At 40.5% G+C, this 19070-nt stretch carries 13 protein-coding genes and 1 pseudogene; 13 read left to right on the forward strand and 1 reads right to left on the reverse strand.

What is annotated here, in order from left to right:
- Positions 1-13: 13 nt before the first annotated feature.
- The 8 genes and pseudogenes from C3F34_RS20160 to C3F34_RS20675 all read left to right on the forward strand — a co-directional run bounded on the left by C3F34_RS20160 (position 14) and on the right by C3F34_RS20675 (position 15464).
- Positions 14-568: a hypothetical protein gene (locus tag C3F34_RS20160; protein WP_104442475.1), complete on the forward strand. Its 555-nt coding sequence runs from the start codon at positions 14-16 to the stop codon at positions 566-568.
- Positions 569-2602: pseudogene (locus C3F34_RS20165) on the forward strand (hypothetical protein).
- Positions 2599-3069, forward strand: coding sequence for a DUF2833 domain-containing protein (locus C3F34_RS20170; RefSeq protein WP_104441802.1), 471 nt, complete (start codon positions 2599-2601; stop codon positions 3067-3069). Before C3F34_RS20165 ends, C3F34_RS20170 begins: the two are co-directional and overlap by 4 nt.
- Positions 3066-3743 carry a hypothetical protein gene (locus tag C3F34_RS20175; RefSeq protein ID WP_228155299.1) on the forward strand — a complete coding sequence of 226 codons (678 nt, stop codon included), beginning with the start codon at positions 3066-3068 and terminating at the stop codon, positions 3741-3743. Before C3F34_RS20170 ends, C3F34_RS20175 begins: the two co-directional genes overlap by 4 nt.
- 2 nt (positions 3744-3745) lie before the next feature.
- Complete coding sequence (locus C3F34_RS20180) at positions 3746-5998, forward strand: transglycosylase SLT domain-containing protein (protein WP_104442476.1); 2253 nt, start codon at positions 3746-3748, stop codon at positions 5996-5998.
- 78 nt (positions 5999-6076) lie between these two features.
- A complete protein-coding gene (locus C3F34_RS20670) occupies positions 6077-6964 on the forward strand; it encodes a hypothetical protein (protein ID WP_228155382.1) in 888 nt (295 codons plus the stop codon).
- A complete protein-coding gene (locus C3F34_RS20185) occupies positions 6961-12906 on the forward strand; it encodes a GNAT family N-acetyltransferase (protein ID WP_228155383.1) in 5946 nt (1981 codons plus the stop codon). Before C3F34_RS20670 ends, C3F34_RS20185 begins: the two co-directional genes overlap by 4 nt.
- A 95-nt stretch (positions 12907-13001) precedes the next feature.
- Entirely contained in the window at positions 13002-15464 is a 2463-nt protein-coding gene (locus C3F34_RS20675; RefSeq protein WP_228155300.1) for a hypothetical protein, read from the forward strand.
- An 18-nt stretch (positions 15465-15482) separates the two neighbouring features.
- On the opposite strand, the gene C3F34_RS20195 is transcribed toward C3F34_RS20675, so the two are convergent.
- On the reverse strand, positions 15483-16580 hold the full coding sequence (locus C3F34_RS20195) for a hypothetical protein (RefSeq protein ID WP_104441804.1): 1098 nt from the start codon (positions 16578-16580) through the stop codon (positions 15483-15485).
- 119 nt (positions 16581-16699) lie between these two features.
- Here C3F34_RS20195 and C3F34_RS20200 point away from each other — a divergent pair, with 119 nt between their 5' ends.
- From C3F34_RS20200 to C3F34_RS20750, 5 genes are all read left to right on the forward strand, one after another.
- Entirely contained in the window at positions 16700-17158 is a 459-nt protein-coding gene (locus C3F34_RS20200) for a hypothetical protein (protein ID WP_158654359.1), read from the forward strand.
- A 135-nt stretch (positions 17159-17293) separates the two neighbouring features.
- Positions 17294-17674 carry a hypothetical protein gene (locus tag C3F34_RS20205; protein WP_104441806.1) on the forward strand — a complete coding sequence of 127 codons (381 nt, stop codon included), beginning with the start codon at positions 17294-17296 and terminating at the stop codon, positions 17672-17674.
- The gene (locus C3F34_RS20210; RefSeq protein ID WP_104441807.1) at positions 17671-18255 is read left to right on the forward strand and encodes an N-acetylmuramidase family protein; all 585 of its coding nucleotides are present in this window, start codon (positions 17671-17673) and stop codon (positions 18253-18255) included. The genes C3F34_RS20205 and C3F34_RS20210 overlap by 4 nt, the downstream gene beginning before the upstream one ends.
- Positions 18256-18654 carry a cell envelope integrity protein TolA gene (locus C3F34_RS20215; protein WP_104441808.1) on the forward strand — a complete coding sequence of 133 codons (399 nt, stop codon included), beginning with the start codon at positions 18256-18258 and terminating at the stop codon, positions 18652-18654. It abuts the gene before it with no gap.
- A gap of 4 nt (positions 18655-18658) precedes the next feature.
- A complete protein-coding gene (locus C3F34_RS20750) occupies positions 18659-18784 on the forward strand; it encodes a hypothetical protein (protein ID WP_265735178.1) in 126 nt (41 codons plus the stop codon).
- Positions 18785-19070 lie beyond the last annotated feature (286 nt).

A 19070-nucleotide genomic window follows, 5' to 3' on the forward strand; every position in this document is an offset into this window, starting at 1 on the left:
AGGGTAAATCCTTATGAGATCAATTGTTGATCTTTGCAATCTAGCCCTGTCGCATCTTGCACAGGGCTATGTTGTTAATGATCTAAATGAAAGAACACAACATGCAAACTTGTGTAATACCTATTACCCAATTTGTAGACAAGAATTATTAGATGATCCGCACCAATGGACTTTTGCTGTTAATCGTATGGCATTGAACGTTGATGCTGGATATACCGCACAAACTGCATTTGTTTTGCCGAGCGATATGGTTCGACCATTTCAACTTGAATCAGGCTCACGCTTTTACATTGAAGGTGATCATCTATTTACTGATGATTCAGCACCAGTACTGCGTTATGTACGTGATGTGAAAGATTTAGCAGTATTACCAATGAAGTTCAAATTGGCTTTGTCTTATTTACTTGCTGCACGGATTGCAGGCCCATTGACGCAGAATGAGCAAAAGCAAATGTCGATGATGCAGTTATATCAATTAGCTCATGGTGAAGCTGTTACGAACGACCTACAACAACACCGGATTGAAAACCGTCCTGATTTTACAGGCTCAATGATTGAGGCAAGATAAATGCAATTTTCATTTAATGGCGGTATTGTTTCCCCTGAGATGTTTGGACGTTTTGATCAAGCTAAATATCAAACAGGGGTAGCCAAGTGTAAAATTTCTATGTTGAACTGTATGGTGGGCTGACTTATCGCGCAGGCTTCCGTTATGTTCATCACTATGATTATTCACTTGGTACCATGCGTTTAATCCCATTCGTATTCAGTGAAGAACAAGCTGTTGTACTGGTGATCCGCGAAGGCGTGGTGAACTTCTTTGCTGAAGGTGGAATGCTGTTAAATGATCTTGGCACGCCATTAGAAATTGTATTGCCATATGCTGCTGAACACTTAATGCAGCTTCGCTATGCGCAATCAGCAGATGTGATTACGATCACGCACCCTAATTACCCACCACGAAAATCATTCGTCGTGGAGCAACCAACTGGACAACAGAGCTTGTGACTGTCGGGTATGGGCTTGATGCACCGTTAAATGCAGCAGCTACAGCTCATATTGAAGACAAATATGCCACAGGTGGGGCACAACATGATGCATTTGTTGAGCGTGAATATATTTATCAAGTTACAGCAGTGAATGAGGAAAATGAATCTGCTGCATCTACGCGCACAGCAGTGGTGCTGAATGATTTAACTTTATCTGGAAACTACAACACAATCACATGGGATGCGGTAACTGGTGCAACGCGCTATAACGTATTTAAACTACGTTCAGGCCTTGCAAGCTATATTGGTGAAACAACAGAATTAAGTTTTACTGATGACTATATTGAAACTAATGGGGAACTCACACCACCATTAATTAGAGACCCATTCGAGTATTATCCAACAGCAGTTGCATACCATGGCCAACGCAAAGTCTATGGCGGTGGTTTTCAATCTCCACAATGGCTGCGCATGTCGCGTACTGCAACAGATGATAATTTTGGCTATCACATTCCACTACAGGATACAGATTCAATTCAAATCCGTTTTGCAGCTCGAGACGGCAATGGGGTAAAGCACCTGGTACCAATCAGCGATTTAATGATTCTTACCAGTGGTGCAGTCTGGAAGTTATCTGCTGATGGTGCTGTTACAGCATCAAGTGTTAGCGTAAACCCTCAATCTTATGTCGGTGCAAATGATGTAACGCCTGTTCAGATTGGTGGTGCTGCTGTCTTTTCATCGGATCAGACAGGCCATGTCCATGAAATCTCAATGTCACAAGGCTATAACGCAAATTATCAAGTGATGGATTTATCAATCATGTGTCCTCACTTATTTGATGGTTATAAGATTGTTGACTGTGCTTTAGTGCGCAATCCATTAAGTATGGTTTTCTTTGTTCGTGATGATGGCAAATTGCTTTCGCTTACTTATGAACCACAGCAACAAGTATGGGCTTGGGCTGAACATGAGACGCAAGGCAAGTTCTTATCGGTGGCGGCTATTCCCGAAGCTGATCAGACGGTGCTGTATGCGCTTGTTGAACGTAATGGTTTTCGTATGATTGAGCGACTTTTACTTAGACAACCATTAGAGCTTAATGATCATTGTTGCTTGATAGCTCATATCAATATACTGGTCTGGAAGTTGATACTCTAACAGGCCTTGATTGGTTGGAAGGTCAAACTGTCTCTGTATTTGCTGATGGTGGTGATAAACCTGACGTAGTTGTTACAGGTGGTGAAATCAAGCTTAGCCGTAAGTTCACAAATGTATGGATTGGTTTAAATTATGAAGGGGAAGTTGGGTCTTTACCTTTGTATGCGCAATATGCAAATCCAGTAAAACCTAAAATAGCCTCACAAGTTTATCTTCGTGTACTTGGCACACAGAATATTTCTGTAGGTGTGAATCAGGACACACCAACCCCTATGCCTATCACCGAACATAAACCACGTAGCCTTGAGCGTTATGGACAACCATTAAGTCTTATATCAGGCATTGTTCAAATCCCTGTTGCCAGTCCTTACAGTCGTGATCTACAAATTACTGTAAAACATGATAAACCTTTACCAATGAAACTTTTGGCGATGGAGGTCGAGTTCAAATGACACGCATAAATATTGAAATTCGCAAACCAACTGAACGTGATATGCGTATGCTGGTTGCAAATTTACGTCCAGCCGATCAAGAAGAGTTAAAAGCATATTTTAGTGATGACTTTGATTTTATTGTGAAAACCAGTGTGAAGTATTCGCGTGATGCTTGGTCAGTCATCGTGAATGGAAAGTTACTTTTCATCTGTGGCGTTGGCCGTACCAGCTTACTTGGAGACGTTGGCTGTCCTTGGCTTTTAGGAACTACGCATATCTCGCAATTTCCAAAAGAGTTCTATAAGCAATCTTTGCAAATCGTGAATGAAATACGTCAAAACTATAAGTTATTGATAAATCACGTTTATACTAAAAATACGGTCGCGATTCGCTATCTAAAACGAATTGGTTTTGAGCTTAAAGATCCTGTGCCGCATGGGGTAAATGGTGAATTATTTCATCCATTTGGCATGGTGACTCCATGATGGGAGGCGGTGGTGGAGGTGGTGGCATGGGTGGTGGCAACCTCTATGCTGCAATTGCTCAAGCAGCTGTTAAAGGTGCTACAACTTATTTAAAGCTTAAAGCCAAAAAACAAGCACTTGAACAGCAAGCAAAAATGGCACAAGCCAATGCGACCCTTGCTGATCAGCAAGCACGTGGTGCAATTGAATCTGGTCGGAATAATGTTGAGGATTACCAACGAAATATTGGTGCCTTTAAATCAAGCCAGATTAATGCTATGGCTGAAAATGGCTTGGATGTCACTCAAGGTTCAGCCATCGATATTTTGGCAAGCACAGACATGATGGCCCAAAGTGATCTTGAGAATATGAAATATAACGCTGCAATGAAGTCGTGGGGATTCCGTGTCGAGGAAACCAACTTCATCAACCAGCGAAATTCACTCACAGCGCAAGCCAAATCTGTTCGTCCACGTCTAAATGCAGAACTTGCAGCAATGGATCAATTCGGTTCATCTTTGATGGGTGGTGGCGGAGGCAGTCCAATGCAGGGTGGTGAATCTTTAACTGGCGGCAATGTTTCGTCTGTGGGTATGAATGATTCAAATGGCTATAAAACTTGGTCAGGTGCTGAGGGGTATCAAAGTACATCAACACCTTCATGGCAGAACTATAACTGGAACTGGATGTCGTAAATATGCGTGTACCTCAATTCAACCAACAAGTCGGACAAGATCAAGCGCCAAACGTTCGTGTGCAAGGTGGATTATCACCAGGTGAAGCTGTTGGTATGGTTGGAAGCCAAATTGACGGAATTGCTAATTTGGTGAGTACTGGTGCGAGTATTTATCAGAAACAGCAGGATGAAGCTGACCGTGTTCGTGTCATGGATGCGCAAAACCAGTTAGCAGAATTAAAGCTACGTCTGCAAAACGATGGTAATGATGGATATATCAATAAAAAGGGTGTTGATGTAGTTAGTTTTGATTCAGGTGATGGGGAAGGTTTTGTTGATTACTATCAACGTTCTTATATGGATGGTGTTGGAGAGATTTCCAGTAATTTAAGTAACAATCGCCAACGCAATATGTTTAATCAAATTGCATCAGAAGATCAGTTACGTTTTAAAGGTATGTTGCAAAGCTATTTTGTACGTGAAAACGATGTATATCAGCAAAGTGTTTACTCAGCTTCAGCTAAACGTTTTGTGATGAATATTAATGAAAACCCTGCAAATTTTGTAATCATTGATGATAATCGTGAGAATTTAAAAGTAGCTATCGCAAAGTCAGCACAGTTGCAAGGGAAGTCTGCACTTGAGGCAGAAAATTCTTATTTAGATATTATTTCTCAAACGCATGTGGCAAACATCAATGCATTTATCGAGAGCAATGATCTGCGTGGCGCTGTTCAATATCGTCAAAAATATAGTGACGAAATTTCGCTAAATGATTCATTTAAATCAAATAGGCTGATTCATCAAAAATTAGAGGATCAGCAAGTTGAAGCTCTGGTTGATAGTGCTTCAGAAGGTGTTGAATATGGTAGCAACTATGCGCTGAACATTCCGCCACAAGCCACACAGCAAGCCGTGAGTGAGTTGAAAAGCTTAACGCCTGATCAGATGAAGAACATCAAATACAATGATCAGCGTTTGGATATCTACACAATACATGCTGCCAAGGAAAAGGGCATGGAGTGGGCGGCTCCGTTGCTTCTAGGTATTCGCTTGAGTGGTGAGAAATCACACAACAACCAAGTCAGTCCTAAGGGTGCTCAATCTGTCATGCAGTTTATGCCTGCGACTTGGGGGGATTTTAATAAAGGTGGTAAGCGAGATATTAATAATCCAATGGATACGATTGATGCTTCATTGGAGTTTGTGGACTGGGTAAGTAAAAAATATAACACCAAGGATCCAATGGTGATTGCCGCATACTACAACGGTGGTGGCAAAGCCGCAGAAGCAGTTTTGAAGGGCAAGCAACCGCCTACATCTGAAACTCAGAATTACTTGCAACGGGTTGATAAGTGGCTGACTGATGATTTTGGCAAGTATGCAGATGAGCCTACCAAGTCACGTCAGCAGGCTTATGATGCTATTTGGAATAGCGATGCATCATCTGAAGTTAAAACCAAAGCGCAATCACGATTGAATCAGAAGTTTGCTGCTATGGATAAGATCAAGAGCGATCAACAGGATCAGGTCTATAACGATCTTTATAAGGGCATCAGTACTGGTGAATTTACTTATGAGCAAATTCCAGTGAATGCTTTTGATGTGTTAAAGCCAAATCAAATTGCAAGCCTGAAAGCCATGAGCAAGGCAACTTTTGAGAAGAATATAAAAACTGATCCAGTCGTATTTTCAATGATTGCACTCAACAAAGAGGAGCTTTTCAAGGGTAAGCCTCAATCAGTATTGCACCAGTATGCAGATAAGCTTTCACCTGCTGACTATAAAGAAGCAACAAAAATGTATGTGGAAGTAAACAAGCTGGATAAATCAAAGGAACCAAAAGAGAAAGTTTTCCTTGTTAATGACTCCACTGTTGCAGCTGCTATAAAACCTTATTTGAATACGATTGGAATTACTGATACCAAAAATAAAGATCAGTTGTTGCACTACAATGCTGTGAAATCAGATTTAATGCAGACAATGCGTGAAGCTGAAGCAAAGAATGGCGGTTATTTGTCATGGCCTCAGATTGATCGACTGGTTTTAAAAAATCTGAATACCAATGTGAGAATCACAACCACTGGCATATTTGGTGGAAGTGAGACTGAGCTTAATCGCATGTATTCTCAGGTTAAGAAAAAATCTGACATTACGCCTAAAATGCTGGATAAAATATCCGATACATTTAAAAAGCAGGGGCGTAACCCCGATAAAGTAACTGATTCAGAATACTTAAACGCATATTATTCAATGATGCGAAGAGGGTTCTGACCTGTCAACAGCAAATAGCTATTTACAATCTAAGAGCATTTAAGATTACAGAAGTCCGTAATTTTAAGTGCTTTTATTATGTCTGATCCAAACCAAACGAATCTTACAATTGGTCAATTATTAGAATTAAATCAAGGTAAAAATCCTACACAAATTGCGGATACAGAAGCACGTGCACGTAAAGCTGCAAAGTCTTTAGGCTTGGATTATTCCAAGATGACACAAACGCCTGAAGAGATTTCTTCTGTAGCAGATGAAGTAAATACGCAAAAGCATATCAATGACGTGGTTGCCAGTGATCCAGTGTTAGGGAAATATGCATTGGACCCAAATCAAGCTGCAATTTCACTTGATGATTTTGGTGGTCTAAAGCGTGTCAGCGATTCAGTTTTACTTTTAAAGCCATCCATCGCAGAACCACGGCAAACAGTGGACTACGCTGATATTCAGGAAATGTTTAAGAAAGGAACAACACCTGAGCAAAAGAAAACACTGCAAAAGCTTGGAGTGTTTGAAGATCCAAGAAAACAGATTCAACCCAAGGTTCCCAATCAGCACATTATTGAATTGAATAAGCCGTTATTCCCACAATCAATAGAGCAGACCATTGAACAGCAGTTCAACGAAATTAAAGGCCAGTATGGGGTTTATGCTGCAGCAAGATTCAAGCAGTACATGAGCAATCAATTGTATTGGGCGAACAATACAGCGAGTGCCGAACCAGTCAATGCTGAAGATCAAGGCAATCGTTATCTGAATGCAACTAAGCGTGGTTATGCCTCAATCTGGCAAACAATGGGTGCTGCTAAATTTGCAGTAACTGGTGATGCTTCAATGCTTGACCGCTTCACGCTGTATAAAAATAAGATTCCACAATCAAATGAAATGTCACAAGCATTATCGGATATGCAACTTGCAGCACAAACAAACGATGCAGGCGTATTGGGTGCTGCACAAGAATTTTGAAAAATGCTGATCTTGGATTATTAGCTGAATTTACCGCTGAACAATTGCCGCCAAGCATTGCGGGCTTTGCGCTTGGTGCTGGCACAGGGAATGTTTTATCTCAAACTCTTACACGTAGCACCGCAAAGTACGCACCAATTTTAGTGAACATGGAAAAGGCAGCAGCTCTTACACGTGGTGCAGCAGTGGTCGGCAGTGCTACAGAAGGCGCATTGGGTGCAGGTGCGGCTGATTATGTGGCTTCCTATGGTCAAAATATGGCAGAGGCACGTGAGAAGTTTTTAACACGTGAAGAGCAGATTGATTATGCCTCCGCAAAGACTTGGGGTTCTGCCAAGTATTCAGCCTTAGGCGGTTTATTGTTGCCTGTTGGGTTTGGTGGTCCACTACGTACGGTAGGTGGACAAGCTGTAATTCAATCAGCTGCAGGTGTGTATTCAGTTAAAGGTGCGGCTGATGCAGTGGGCGAAAAGGCTGATCCTGTAGAAATGGCACTGGAAGGTGTATTGGGCTTGGCAATGTCTGCCCCTGAAGTTGCCATTGTTTCGGCTGGCAAAGTTAAAAATCAGTACACAGCACAATTAGCAATTGATCAGATGTACCAGGAGCAGCAGTCAAATGCTGTTAAGTCCACAACCTTTGCTTCTGTGCTTTCCAACCTGATTAATCAGAACAAGGAAACCAAGACAGCACAGCGTGATGAAGAGACAAGCCAGTCCTTTATTCGACAAGCTGTAGCGGAGCATGGTGCTGTTGGTGAAGTCTATATTGATGGTCAGACTTTCAACCAGTTATTGCGAGATCGAGACCTTGATCCTGAGGATCTATTTGCGCGTGCACCTAGCCTGCAAAATCAGTTAGGTGATGCACAAGAGTTCAATAGCACAGTGAAAATTCCAATAGATGAGTTTGTGTCAGCAATGTCTTCAATAGAAGATCCGTCGGGCTTTGTTGAAAATATTCGTTCTAATCCTGATATGCCAACATACCTTGAGGCACAGGATATTTTTAATAAAACCACAGAGCAGATGCAGACCGATGCAGATGTATTCCTGAATGAGCAAGCTGCTTTTGAAGTGGCAGAAGATGCTCGAGAGCAAGTTGCAACGGAAGTGCAAAGCCAATTGGCTGACGTTGGCACATTCAATGCAAAATATAATCGTGCTGCAGGTGAGCTGACTTCAGCATTCTATTCAACCTTAGGCGATAAGCTTGGTATCACAGCGAAAGATGCTTTCGACCGTTATCCAATTCGTATTACCAATGAGATAACAAACAAATCTTCCGAACAGACTGCAACATTTAACCAGTCTGAGATGTCGCAACTGGTAGTTTCTTTAGATGACTTTGCAACTGGATTGAAAGAAAAATACGGTATTGATCTTGGCTTAAAAGGTAACCCGAAAAGAAATTTTATTACTTTACATAAAATCATTGTTCCAGAAACTGCACGTAGCCAAGGTGTTGGCTCTAAAGCCATGAAGGAAATCATTGATTATGCTGATTCAACAAATAAGACTTTAGCTTTGACACCAAGTTCAGATTTTGGGGGAAACAAAAAGCGCTTAGTTGAATTTTATAAAAGACACGGCTTTGTTGAGAACAAGGGTAGAAATAAAGATTATGAGATCAGCGAGGCAATGTACCGTTCCCCATTTGGGAAAAAATACAATCAAGCCAATGGCGGTACACGCGGCTCAATCACATTCAATATCGGGCAAGATGGATCAACAATTGTTTTAAGCAAAAATGCCGACTTCTCAACATTCGTGCATGAGTTGGGGCACCATTTCCTTGAAATGAATATGCAGTTGGCTTTAAGTCCTGATGCACCAGTGCAAATCCGTGAAGATATGGAGACAGTTCTTAAGTGGGCTAAGGCTGATTTTGAAAGCTTGAATGAATGGGATTTCTTCACAGACGCGGAAAAGACAGAAGTGCATGAAAAGTTTGCAGAGACATTTGAGCAGTATGTGTATACAGGCAAAGCACCAAGTGCAGACCTTAAGCAAGTATTTAACCGGTTCCGTCAATTCATGATTGCGGTATATCGCAACATTGAGAAATTCTTAGGCATCAATGACCGTGCTGAATTAAGCAGTGATATCACTGGCGTTATGGATCGTATGCTTGCTTCAGAGAGTTCAATCAAAGAAGCCGAAGCTGCTTATAACCTTGAGATGCTGATTAAACAAGATGATTCAATGCGCTTGGGTATTTCACCAAAAGATTATGATGAAATGCGTCAGGATCATGAAGCTGCAACTGAACTGGCTATTAATACCTTAGAACAGAAATCTATCCAAAATTTATCCTGGTATCAGAAGCAAAAAACCAAGTACATGCGCACACTGCAACGTGAAGCTAATAAGAAGCGCGAAGCGGTACGAGAGGAAATTGCAAAGGATGTTGCGCAAGAGCCTGTTTATCAAGCCATGACTTTTCTACGTCAACCATCTGATCCAAAGCCTAAGACCAACCTGAAAAAAGTTGAGCCTGAGCGTGATAATCTTTTTGAAGCTATTGCCAAAATTGGTGGTTTGGATGCCAACGAAGTTGAAAGTACTTGGGGGATTGATCAACCAGCCACAATTAAATCAGGTGTTGCAAATCAGCCAGTGGTACGTTCAAGCAAGTCTAAAGTTAAAGGCTTATCGATTGAGGCAATGTCTGAACGTCTTGTTGAAGAAGGCTATTTAACGAAAGATGCTAACGGCAAATTTGATACACGTGAGCTTGAGGACAAGTTTTCTGAGCAGCTTATTGGTAACAAGCAATATTCAAATCAAGTTGAGCCTGATCTGTTAGATTATTCACAAGACATGGATATCTTGCAGCGTTATTCAGAAGGCTTGGTGACCAAGGCAAAATTATCTTTGGATTGGATTGAAGCCAAGTATGGTCCAGATAGTGAAATTTTCAATCGTATCTCTAAAGGTGCTTATGGTTTTGCACAGCGCGGTGGTGAGAATCCTGATTTAGTCGCTGAGATGTTTGGCTATGAAAGTGGTGACGCATTAGTGCGAGACTTAATCAGTGCACCAACACCTAAGCAGCGTATTGAGCAATTAACCGATGAACGCATGGCCGTGCAATATTCAGAGTTCTACGATCAGCAAAGTATCGTTGAAGCGGTTGAGTCTGCCTTACATAATGAAATCCGTGCACGTGTTTTATCGGCTGAAATGGCGGCTTTGAATGGTCTGTTAGGCAGAAAATCAGCTTTAAATGAAGCCGCAAAATCTGTGGCACGTGACATGATTCAGCGCCAAAAATTAAAAGATATTCGACCACATCTACGTGCTCAGGATGATGCACGTTTAGGAAAGATGGCAAGTGATGCATTCCGCAAAGGTCAATCTGTGGAAGCGGCAAGACATAAGCGAAATCAGTTGGTTCAGTTCTTTGCAACCAAATACAGCTACGATGCAAAGGACCAAGTGCAAAGCCACTTAAGCCTAGTAAAAAAGATCTTTGGCAATAATGAAAAATTAGCCAAAAACCGTGACTTTGATATGGTCACAGCGGCACGCGCAATTTTAGGTAAATATGATTTAGGGAGAGAATCTACCAACTATGAACATCAATTGGATCTGATCCGTAAATATGATCCGACCACCTATGCAGAGATTCAGAATATTGGTGCTTTGCCTGAAAACCAAAGTTATAAAGAACTCACATTAGAGCAGTTCAGTGCTGTTATGGCGGCAGTCGAAACGCTTTGGCACCGTTCACGTGAAAACAAGGTCTGGCACACCACCAATGAAGCGATTGAGCGCGAACAGGTGCGTGATGAGTTGATTCAACAGTCTAGCGGTAAAAAGAGCGTTGAGAAGATTCAGCAAGACATGCTCGGCAAAGACAAGACAGCAGAACTTAAAGTTAAGTTTATGGAGCTTGGTGCTTCAGCTAAACGTGTGGATCAGGTGGTAACGTGGCTAGATGGCGGTGTCACTGGTAAGTACCGCGAGTATTTAATCAATCCGATGCAAGATGCCTTGAGCAAGTACCGCATTGAAAAAACTAAGATGCTGGATGATGTGGTTAAGATTTTTGAGGGTTTTGGAAAGCTAGACAATTCCAAGATTGCTGCCCCTGAGTTGAACAACTATACCTTTGTAGGCAAGCAAGCCTTAATTCATGCCATTTTGCACACTGGTAATATGAGCAACAAAGAGCGTTTAGTGATTGGGTATGGCTGGGGTAGTCGCCTTGAAGATGGCTCTGTGGATTTTAGTCAATGGGATCAGTTCTTCAATCGTATGATTGCTGAAGGCACGATCACCAAAAATGATATGGACACAGCTCAAAAGCTTTGGGACCTATTTGATCGATACAAAGGACAAGCTCAATTAACCCATAAAAAAATCAATGGTCGTTATTTTGATGAGTTACCGACCTCACCAATCAGTACGCCTTTTGGTGAATACAAAGGTGGTTATGTACCTGCATCTTATGACCGCATTCGCTCTAATGAGCAAGACCGTATCCAGGATAAAAACCTTGCTGAAAATAACTTGCAGGCGTTGGATATTGCGACCACTGGTGCCAACTTCACCAAGTCACGTGCGGACAGATACAGCGATATGCTTGAGTTGGATTTATCGCGCCTACCTAGTCACTTAGATAAAGAGCTACGCTATATCCACCTTGAACTACAGATTCGTCAAATTGGACGCTTATTATTAAACAAGGACTTCCGTAATGAGCTTGAGCGAGTATTGCCGTTTGCTACAAAGCAAATCTTTAATCCTTGGCTAAAAGCGATTGCAGACCAGTCAGTTGATCAAAGCACTGATTCACATCTACTGGATAATGTCTTTAAAGCTTTGCGTCGAAATACAGGCATTGCAATCATGGCTGGTAACCTGAAAAACGCCATTGAGCAGTTCACAGGTTTTGCACAAGTTGCCGTTGCGGTACCGCCAAAACTTTTGATTAAAGCTCAAGGCGAGTACTTCAAGTCTGTGGTGACTCGTCAGCACATGGCAGAGCAAATCATGGAAATGTCGGATTTCATGAAAACCCGATGGGATCAGGCGGCAGATGAATATCGCTATGCAGTGGATGACATGGTTTTTCAGAAGAATGCGATTCAATCCGTTAAAGATTTTACGATGAAGCATGCGTATGTATTGCAGACCACCATTCAGCGACCAATGGAGGTTGTGTCATGGCAAGCTGCTTTCAATCACTATACTGAGATAGGTTTAAATCAATATGATGCTGTACACGCAGCAGATGCAGTTATTCGCCAATACATGACAGATATGTCACCAGAAGGGGTTTCAAACCTTGAGCGCGGCTCACCAGCCAAGCGCATGTTCCTCATGTTCTATAACTGGTTCAATATGGTTTGGAATACATCGAATACTGAAGTAAAGCTTGCGCTGGAAGCTACAAATGGTAGTTGGGTGAAGGCTTCACCACGATTGGCTTATGTTGCACTGATGATGATTTCAATTCCTTCTATGTTATCTGAGTTGCTTGGGATTATCTTTGCAGGCGGCTTAGAAGATAGTGATGATGATGGGGAAAAATGGGATGACTTGTCTGCCAAGTTAGCAATGTCGCAATTCAAGATGTTATCAGCTTTTGTGCCGTACGCAGGTAATGTGGTGAATGCTGCAATCAGTAACACAGATGATAATGTCATGAATGACCGTTATACCGCATCACCAGTGTTTAGCATGGGTGAGAGTGGCTTAGGCCTAATCAAACATGCAAAGACTGCTTTAGATGAAGAAAAGGAAGTCAATCAAGGTAAAGCAGCAAAAGATTTTCTTAATACCGCAACACTGACCACTGGTATTCCATTTGCGGTGCTTGGCAAACCTTCGGGTTACTGGCTTTCTATCTCGCAAGGTAAGAAAGAAGCGCCTGAAAGTATTTATGATGCTACTCGCGGAACCATTACTGGTAAGCATGCACCAGAGGAATAGGGCTGTTGACAGTCCATTGCTTTGAGCAGTCCTATTATTTATGAGCTTACATAGAATTGGTTGTAGAAATTACAACCTTTTTTATTGGTGAGCACATGACAGTTCAAGTTACCGATCGACTTAGCCCGCTCTATGTCGGTAATGGGGTAAATACCCGATTCGATTTTACATTTCGAGTCTTCAATCAGGAGGATGAGACAGGTGTAGCTGTACGTATAAAAGTTGGTGATGATTTTGAGTTTATGGACGAGGCTTTATATGCTGTCACTGTGAATGAAGGAAATCTGGGTGGATATATTACATTTGTTGAAGCACCAGATTCTTCAACATTTTTCTATGTGGGTGGTAAAACTCCTGTAGACCAACTGTTAGATATAACAAACTACGATAACTTCTACCCAGATGCACTAGAGCGTGCCTTAGATAAACTCACAGCAATTTTACAAGAATGGAAGCACCTTGTTGATTTCGAGACACAGGCACGTATTTTGGCTGATATTTCTTATGATGAATTAGCTCAAACAAGAGAAGCGGATTTAAAGGCGTACATTGATGGTATTGCAAGTGCGATTACTGGACAGCCTGTTTTAGGTTTGCCATCTGAATATGTTCAAGACGGCACTCAAACCCAAAAACAGATTAATGATTTGACTATTCAAAAAATAGAATCATTGAGCCTTTTAAGAACGTTAGTTCCACGTATAGAAGGGCAATTGGTGCAAGTTCTTCAGCATACAAGTGATTCTGTAGGTGGTGGATTATTTAAATATAACTCTGTACGTGCACTTGAAGATGATAATGCAACAGTTGTCATGGGGTGGGAGCGTGTAGATACTAAAAATCTGAGTGTATTTGATTTTGGTGCGTTGACAGGTATTAATGCCACAGTAGCGATAACAGCCGCAGATACATACGCAAAAGCCAAAAGTTTTAAAATTTTAATTCCCGATAGCCAGACATTTTCTTTAGACAATTCGAATGTTAATACTGCAAATTTTAATGGCAATGGGGATTTAAGATTTATTAACCATGATCGGGTGATGAAATCTGAATATCGCAAGGGATCCAATAGAAATGGAATTATTACATTAGAAGATGAGTTCGGTCAGCACGTCGATTCAAGTAACCGTTACAGTGGATTTGGCTGTTCTGCATTAGCAAATGGTAAAGAATATGTAGCTGTTCGATGCGGTCAAAACCACTATTACAATGCTTCTGTACCTTCTCATCTTGTTATGTATATCATTGATCGAAACAAGAATAACGCGATAACCAAGCAAGTTCTTCTTACAAGTGTAGTTGGTCAAGATATTCGAGATATTAATATCTCAATCATGCCTCAGTATGCTAATCGCTTACTGGTAAAATTTGCCATGCAGACTGGTGCAAGCACATACGATACCTATTTACTGGTATATAACTGCACAAACAACACAGTGGAAAACACTCGCAAGATTTCATTACCAACCAACCATTTTACATGGGGTAATACGCTAATTACTCCATCTGGTTATCTACTTGTTCCTAGTTACGGTTTAGACGGCTCATGCCGTATTTATCGTTCAACCGCAGTTTATGACTACACTTTGACAACTGATATTGCTGTGTCTCAAGCAGCTCAGTTTGAATCAGCTGGCTCGGCAGAGCCGACTATCTGTTATTACGACGATCAACTAATTTGCTTTTGGCGAATGGGTACTGGTGTAAATGGGAAATACAATAAGACTTTCAATCTGGAGGGTAATTCTGGCTGGGGTTCAAACATAAGTATGGCACGCGAAGTTCACGCTCCATATGTCGATCCATATAATTTTGGAAAAAATGAGTTATTGATGATGTGTTCTCTAGGGAATGCACGTTCATTACTAGCCACATTTGCTACACAGAATCTTGAAAATTGGTACACAACTGCCCAGTTATACATTGCTGGCGATACCACACTTGCAAGCGGACAAAGTGGCGGTTATCCATCTTTTGTCGATTATGGTGAGAACTTAAGCGTTCAAAGCTACGCTGATTTCCGAAGTTCAGACATGACATTAATGTCTCGTTTAGATGTCCGATTGACTAAAAAGAATATGTATTCAGCTTTGAATAGCTATGAAGCGCAAAGAGTTACATATGAGAATTCTAGTTTATCTTGGGGAGAATACTCACTAGGAACAAGTGCAGCTACAATTGATATAGCAATTGGTTTAAAACGAAGTCTAAGTGTGACGAAAGCTCGTATTCGAATGACAGGCGTAAGTGCGAATACTTTTGCAGAGATTCTTAATAGCTCTGGGGCTGTTGTAGCAACAAGTGCTGTTGCAAGCATTAACACAACGACTTATCAGGATGTCGAGTTTACTTTCACATCAACCGCATTAACTGCGGGCAACTATACTCTTCGCATTCAGCGCCGAGATACTGCAAACCCGTTAGTGTTCAACTGGAATACTAGCTCCATAGTTAAAAAGCGTGTTATTAAAAATCGTGTTTTAGATATTCTTGGACTAGTGAGTGCTAGCAGCGCTACGCTGTGGAACAATGCAGGAATTCATGTTGATTTGAGTTAGTGACTAAGAAACAACTGCTTATCGCAGTTGTTTCTTTTTTGAACCATGAATGATGAATAATAGTAAAAACAGCACAGTATCGAACGGAGTGAATAAACCTAGCTGATCTACAAAGAAACGGCTCAAAATTACTAAACCAAATAAAATTAATGTAATGTTTTTAGATAGTAAAATGTATAAAACAATACCTATGGAAAGTAATGTATGAGCTACACCATAGCGCATATGTCCCATAATAAATGAGTTATGTGGATTCCCTTGGAAAGTTTGAATCCAGCTACAGCATTCTGCGATTCTTCTGCCAAAGAAGAAATCGGAATTGCTATTTGTAATACCTGTTAAGTATTCATTAATAAAGATGGATCTCTCAGAACTTAAGCCATTCGTAAAGTTTGTACTGTTTTCAGCGAACAAAATAATAGACTGCAAATTGACTAAAATGAAAGCTATAGTGCCTACTGCGAATACGCCAATTAACCTGTAGTTTTTCTGTTTTGCCATTAGAAAAATGAGCATTGCTAATGAAAATACAATACCACTTCGCCCAAACAATCCTACACAGCTAACAAAAGTGATGAGTGGGTAAATTAATGGTGTTGGTTTTTTTATTTTCTCATAGGTTAGTGCTAGCAAAATTAGTAATAGAACAAAGATTCCGCTGAGATAATTTCGACTAGAGCCTTTTAAAATATCATTGTAGAGCTCAGGACTTTTAAATCCAAGTGTATAAAAATGGTAGAAGATGAAGGCTGTATAGGACCAAAATAAAACTTTAACAAATACTTCACTTTTGTCTGTTTTATACAATGCATAGGATGCTATCAGTGCCGAAAAACCATAAAGCATGTTGTAGTAAGTTACTACCACTGGAAACTCTTTAGAATAAATCCCAAAAAACCCAAATATTAATGTTATAACACCAAGTAAAATAAGCATTTTTTGATTGAGTTTTTGATGGATAATTACAGTTGCAATAGGTATTGAAAGTAGAAAATACGAAGCTAAAAATGTATAACTTTCTGTTTTTAGATAGAAAAAATACAGATAAAACTGTATGACAATAAGAGCACCAAATAAATAACTTCTCTTAAGTGTAAAATTTTGGTTTTGATTCATGAAATGAGTTTTAATAGCATGCAAACTGCAAAAGAGTTTAGCTCTTAAGTTGTAAATATCAATCTAATTTAATAAATTAAAGCAATTTTACTGCTATTGAAAATGATAAGGTTAAAGGTTTGATTAAATTACATACAATTCTGAAACTTTCAGCCCTGATTTTTTTACTTTCAGCTTGCTCTAAAGCTGATCACATTATGAAATCATCACAAGCTATATGTGACACGAAACAATGCCCGACAATTGCATTCAAAATCAATGAAAAAACTAAAGCTTTATCTTTGTTCATTGATGTCGAAAACGATGACTCTGAAATAGAACAGGTGGATCTAGTTCTTAATGGTCAGCAAAATGTCTTTAAATTGTCTGATGAGAATGTTGAAAACTCAAATACAGGTAAGAGCACTTATCTGGTACTGAATGTGAAAAAAGACCTTGTTGATAGTCTTGTTTCTGCAGATAACTCTTCCATAAGCATCAAAACCAAGAATGGCACATTTACTGGAGTTATTCGTAATGGTCAGCAAGATAGTGAGTTATATAAGGCTGCTAAGGAATTCAAAAGCAACCTAAATTAATCACCCAACAAACCCCTATAAACCCTGATCTTTAACTAGATCAGGGTTTTTACTGTCAACAGAAATCGATACTTAGAAAGCCCTAACCAATAAAATTTGGTAGGGCTTTTTTATTACCAAAAATAAGGGGGATGTATGGCAGAACCAGTGAGCACAACGGGTGCAACGGTTTTTTTCAAGGTTTATGGGGTGTGGATTGCAGCTGTGTTATGTGCGGCATTAATCGCATTGGTAGTCATGTTGATACGCATGCCGAAAAGTCCACATGAATGGGCGGTCGGTCTGATCTGCACAGTCGTATCAAGTTTTACAGGTGGTTCATTTCTAATTGTCTATTTCGGTTTGCATGCATGGGCTGCCGACATATTTGGAGTTGTTGCACTTGGTGGATTGTTCTTTGCTTGCGGCCTGCCGGGCTGGGCGATTGTTCGATGGACCACAACATTCATTGCACAGCGTGACGGAAAAACAATTATCGAAGTGGTACGTGAACTAAAAGAGGAGTGGAAGAAGTGAGTAAAAAACTAACTACTGAACAAATCAAACAGCAGGCAGCATCTCTAGGAATTGAAGTCGCAGCATTGCGTGCCGTAATTGAAATTGAATGCAAGGGATCTGGTTTTAATGATGATGGCACACCAGTAATTTTGTTTGAACGTCATGTCATGCGACAACGCTTATTGCTTCACAAGAAGAAAGCGATTGCCGATGTAATGGAAGTAAAGCGACCAGACTTATGCAGTAAAACATCAGGTGGCTATGGCTTATATTCTGTGCAACATCAAAAATTAGCTGATGCTGCAAAATTTGATCGCTTCTCTGCACTTGAATCCTGTTCATGGGGTATTGGTCAGGTGATGGGGTATCACTGGTTCAATCTCGAATATCCATCCTTACAGGCATTTATTAATGCCATGTATAAGGACGAAGCCTCACAGCTTGAAGCTATGTGCCGATATATCAAAGTGAACAACTTGATTAGTGCCTTAAAGAACAAGGATTGGAAGGCTTTTGCATCGGGCTATAACGGCAAAAATTATTCTAAAAATAGCTATGACACTAAGCTAGCCAATGCTTACAAGAAGTGGAGTGCATAGATGCCGATTCTCTATCTAATTTTGAATAACAAACGCTGGACCTTGATTGTCATCCTTTTGCTGTTCTCGCTCTGGAAAACTTGGCAGACCAATGACTATGCAGGGGAGATTATGAAAGCCGACCTTGCATGCAAAGCCAAAGTTGAGCAGGAAGTAGCGAAAGCAGTCAAACCATACAAAGAAGCAGAAGAAGCCGCTAAAGATAAAGCACAGAAGGCAAGTGAAGATTATGAACAAACCAAAGAAGCTGAGCGCGTCAAAACAGAAACGATTACACGTACAGTGCAAAAGATCGTGGATCGTCCTATTTATATCAACACTAATTGTTTTGATGACGACGGGGTGTCAGCAGTCAACGCCGCTGGTAATACCAGCAAACCTGAAAACTCCATGCCCTGATCTTTTGACACTGGAATCAGGGCAGGCAAAAGAAGTGCTTCAGGTGATGATTGATGATCGTCGCAAATACATTGATTGTCAGCAACGACATGCAGCAGTGATTTCGATTGTAGAAAAACCATTAAAGTGAGAGCGTGTTTGCAATAACGTAGCGCTCTCAAATCTTCATTGTTACGATTATCAAAATCAGCTATATTGAGATCAGTTATAACCGATTTAGCACCTAAAACTAAGTCGGTTTTTTCATTAAAAACCTGTGGATAACTCGGTGTTTACGCCATTCTTACGCCAAATTAAATTAAGTAATTGTTTTAGTTTGTTTTTCCGCACCTTGACATCGTAGAGGTCTCCAGTTCGAGTCTGGATATGCCTACCAAATAAAATCAAAGACTTACAGTTAAAATCAATAACTTGTA

It is taken from the genome of Acinetobacter sp. ACNIH2, from assembly GCF_002934965.1.
Classification (GTDB): Bacteria; Pseudomonadota; Gammaproteobacteria; order Pseudomonadales; family Moraxellaceae; genus Acinetobacter; species Acinetobacter tandoii.